The organism is Pseudomonas sp. R62 (genome assembly GCF_000257605.1).
GTDB lineage: Bacteria > Pseudomonadota > Gammaproteobacteria > Pseudomonadales > Pseudomonadaceae > Aquipseudomonas > Aquipseudomonas atacamensis.
This window is the reverse complement of record NZ_JH635998.1, coordinates 1,963,947-1,967,329: the sequence shown is the minus strand read 5'-3', so window position 1 is coordinate 1,967,329 and position 3,383 is coordinate 1,963,947. Positions and strand designations below refer to the sequence as shown.

Sequence of the window (3,383 nt, the reverse complement as noted above, 5' to 3'; positions counted from 1 at the left end):
GTCCGCTGATCGACGAAAAAGCCGTGGCCAAGGTTCAGGAACACATCGCTGACGCCGTAAGCAAAGGCGCCACCGTACTGGCGGGCGGCAAGGCGATGGAAGGCAATTTCTTCGAGCCGACCATCCTGACCAACGTGCCGAAAAACGCGGCCGTGGCCAAGGAAGAAACCTTCGGTCCGCTGGCGCCGCTGTTCCGCTTCAAAGACGAAGCCGAAGTAATCGCCATGTCCAACGACACCGAATTCGGTCTGGCTTCTTACTTCTACGCGCGTGACCTCGGCCGTGTGTTCCGTGTCGCCGAAGCGCTGGAATACGGCATGGTGGGCGTCAACACTGGGCTGATCTCCAACGAAGTCGCGCCGTTTGGCGGCATCAAGGCTTCGGGCCTGGGCCGTGAAGGCTCCAAGTACGGCATCGAAGACTACCTGGAAATCAAATACCTCTGCCTGGGCATCTAAGCCGGGAAAGGGATCGCTGCAAACGCAAAGGGCACGAGAGCGCTGTCCCTTTGCGTCGTTTCAAACAGGAATTTTCTCTGCGGCCAGGAACGCCGTGGCAGTCGATCATCGCATGCTGCCACCGCCGATTTCTCCCGCTTCATCCTTGAACCACGCCGCCCGATGAGCGGCGAATGAGGACTGTAATGAGCAAGACTAACGCTGAACTGATGGCCCGCCGCACCAATGCCGTACCTCGTGGTGTTGGCCAGATTCACCCGATCTTCGCCGAGTCGGCAAAGAACGCCACCGTGACCGACGTTGAAGGTCGTGAGTTCATCGACTTCGCCGGCGGTATCGCTGTACTGAACACCGGCCACGTGCACCCGAAAATCATCGCCGCCGTGACTGAACAGCTGAACAAGCTGACCCACACCTGCTTCCAGGTACTGGCCTACGAGCCGTACGTTGAGCTGTGCGAAAAAATCAACGCCAAAGTGCCGGGTGATTTCGCCAAGAAAACCCTGCTGGTTACCACCGGTTCCGAAGCCGTCGAAAACGCCGTGAAGATCGCCCGTGCTGCTACTGGCCGTGCCGGCGTGATCGCGTTCACCGGCGCTTACCACGGTCGCACCATGATGACCCTCGGCCTGACCGGTAAAGTCGTGCCGTACTCGGCCGGCATGGGCCTGATGCCAGGCGGCATCTTCCGCGCGTTGTACCCGAACGAACTGCACGGCGTGAGCATTGACGATTCGATCGCTTCCATCGAGCGCATTTTCAAGAACGATGCCGAGCCGAAAGACATCGCTGCAATCATCATCGAGCCGGTGCAGGGCGAAGGCGGTTTCTACGTCGCGCCGAAGGAATTCATGAAGCGTCTGCGTGCGCTGTGCGACCAGCACGGCATCCTGCTGATCGCTGACGAAGTGCAGACTGGCGCTGGCCGTACCGGCACCTTCTTCGCCATGGAACAGATGGGCGTTGCCGCCGATCTGACCACTTTCGCCAAGTCTATCGCTGGCGGCTTCCCGCTGGCCGGCGTGTGCGGCAAGGCCGAGTACATGGACGCCATCGCTCCGGGCGGCCTGGGCGGCACTTACGCCGGTAGCCCGATCGCTTGCGCCGCTGCGCTGGCAGTCATGGAAGTGTTTGAAGAAGAGCAACTGCTGGACCGCTGCAAGGCTGTCGGCGAGCGCCTGGTCACCGGTTTGAAGGCGATTCAGGCCAAGTACCCGGTCATCGGTGAAGTGCGTGCGCTGGGCGCAATGATCGCGGTCGAGCTGTTCGAAAACGGCGACAGCCACAAGCCGAACCCGACTGCCGTGGCTGCCGTGGTGGCCAAGGCGCGTGACAAGGGCCTGATCCTGCTGTCCTGCGGCACTTACGGTAACGTGCTGCGTGTGCTGGTTCCGCTGACGTCGCCGGACGAGCAACTGGACAAAGGCCTGGCGATCATCGAAGAGTGCTTCTCTGAACTCTGATCCATTGCTGTGACCCGCTCGACAAAAACCCGCTTCGGCGGGTTTTTTTCGCTCCTTGAAACACATCGGACGGGTTTGCGCTGTATCGAATCGCCAGCATTGACTAAGGTTCAGACATTGCAAGGAGAGCGCGCATGACTGCCGTTGATTTACCCGCCGTACCCCGGGTGTTGATTGCCGAGGCCGATCCCTGGTCCCGTGACCTGCTCAAACAAGTGCTGCTCAATGTGCGCTGCGATGCGCGCCTGGATTTGTGTGCCGATGGCCAGCAGGCAATGTCGTTGCTCAGCGAGGTGCCCTATGACCTGGCCATCGTCGATTGGGAGCTGCCTGGCATCGACGGATTGCATGTGCTGCGCAGCGTCCGCCAGCGCAAACGCAATCCGCCGCTGCCGTTCATTCTGATGAGCAGCCGCAACGACAGCGCCAGCGTGCGCGAAGCGATTCCGCTGGCGCCGACGGCGTACCTGACCAAACCGTTGAACATGGAAGGCCTGACCGAGCGCTTGCAGGGGTTGCTGCTCAACGCTGGCGAAGCAGTGGTTTGCGAAGTGCCGGCACTGGCGCCGGGCATGACCCTGTCGGTGTTCCTTGAACGGCGTCGCGAGCAGGCCGATGGCGCGCCGTTGATGACCGACGTGCAAGTGGCGGTCAAGCGCAGCCTCAATCCCGAGGGGCTGGACCTCAAACTGCTGGAAGAAGAGGTCCGCACTGACCCGCAGATTACCGCCGTGCTGATCGCAGCCGCCAACAGTGCCGCGCAACACTACGGCGCGCCGGTGCAAACCCTGGCCCAGGCGCTGCACCGACTCGGCACCGGGCAGAGCATGAACCTGATTCTCGGCCTGGCGCTCAAACGCAGCGCGCGGCTCAGCGATCCATGCCTGGCGGATTACGCCGAGCGCTATTGGGGGCTGTCACTGCACACGGCGGAATACGCCCGCACGCTGGCACGCCTGCTCGATCTGGATCAGGAGCGCTGCTATTGCGCGGGCATGCTGCATCGGCTCGGTGATCTGGCGCTGCTGCGCTGCCTGCAGGAATGGCAGCAAGCTGGCGGCGAACTGGACGAGTTGGAGGAGGTCGGTGAAGCGTTGGCGAAGTTTGGCGCCTCTTATGGCTCGGCATTGCGCACCCGCTGGCGTCTGCCGCTGGAGTTGCGCGAGTTGATTGCTTCGGCCTACCAGCTCGGTGGTGGCGTTTACAGTCGCGAGGCGCTGGTGATGCACATGGCCGCGCAGATGGCGCGGCTGACCGAGCATGAAGGCGTTGAGGAACTGGCGAAGAGCCGGACGGCGCGGTTGCTCAAGATCGGGCTGCCGGAGTTGATGCGGATGCGCAAATGACAGATCACCACATTCCGATGTGGGAGCGAGCCTGCTCGCGAAGGCGCCAGCGCAGGCAACATTTTTGTTGAAGGTGCAGGCCTCATCGCGGGCAAGCCCGCTCCCACAGGAATTGC

Annotated in this window: 3 protein-coding genes; all 3 read left to right on the top strand. The window is 61.8% G+C overall.

What is annotated here, in order from left to right; all coding sequences use genetic code 11:
- Positions 1 to 458: aldehyde dehydrogenase family protein (locus tag OQK_RS31150; protein WP_238537162.1), on the top strand; the 458-nt coding region annotated here is incomplete at its 5' end.
- A gap of 185 nt (positions 459 to 643) precedes the next feature.
- On the top strand, positions 644 to 1,921 hold the full coding sequence (gene gabT, locus OQK_RS09940; protein WP_016772251.1) for a 4-aminobutyrate--2-oxoglutarate transaminase: 1,278 nt from the start codon (positions 644 to 646) through the stop codon (positions 1,919 to 1,921).
- A 134-nt stretch (positions 1,922 to 2,055) separates the two neighbouring features.
- Positions 2,056 to 3,267: a response regulator gene (locus OQK_RS09935; RefSeq protein WP_016772250.1), complete on the top strand. Its 1,212-nt coding sequence runs from the start codon at positions 2,056 to 2,058 to the stop codon at positions 3,265 to 3,267.
- Positions 3,268 to 3,383 lie beyond the last annotated feature (116 nt).

Coding starts and splice junctions, on each gene's coding strand:
- OQK_RS09935 (WP_016772250.1), top strand. CDS start 2,056: ATGACTGCCGTTGATTTACCCGCCGTACCCCGGGTGTTGATTGCCGAG.
- gabT (WP_016772251.1), top strand. CDS start 644: ATGAGCAAGACTAACGCTGAACTGATGGCCCGCCGCACCAATGCCGTA.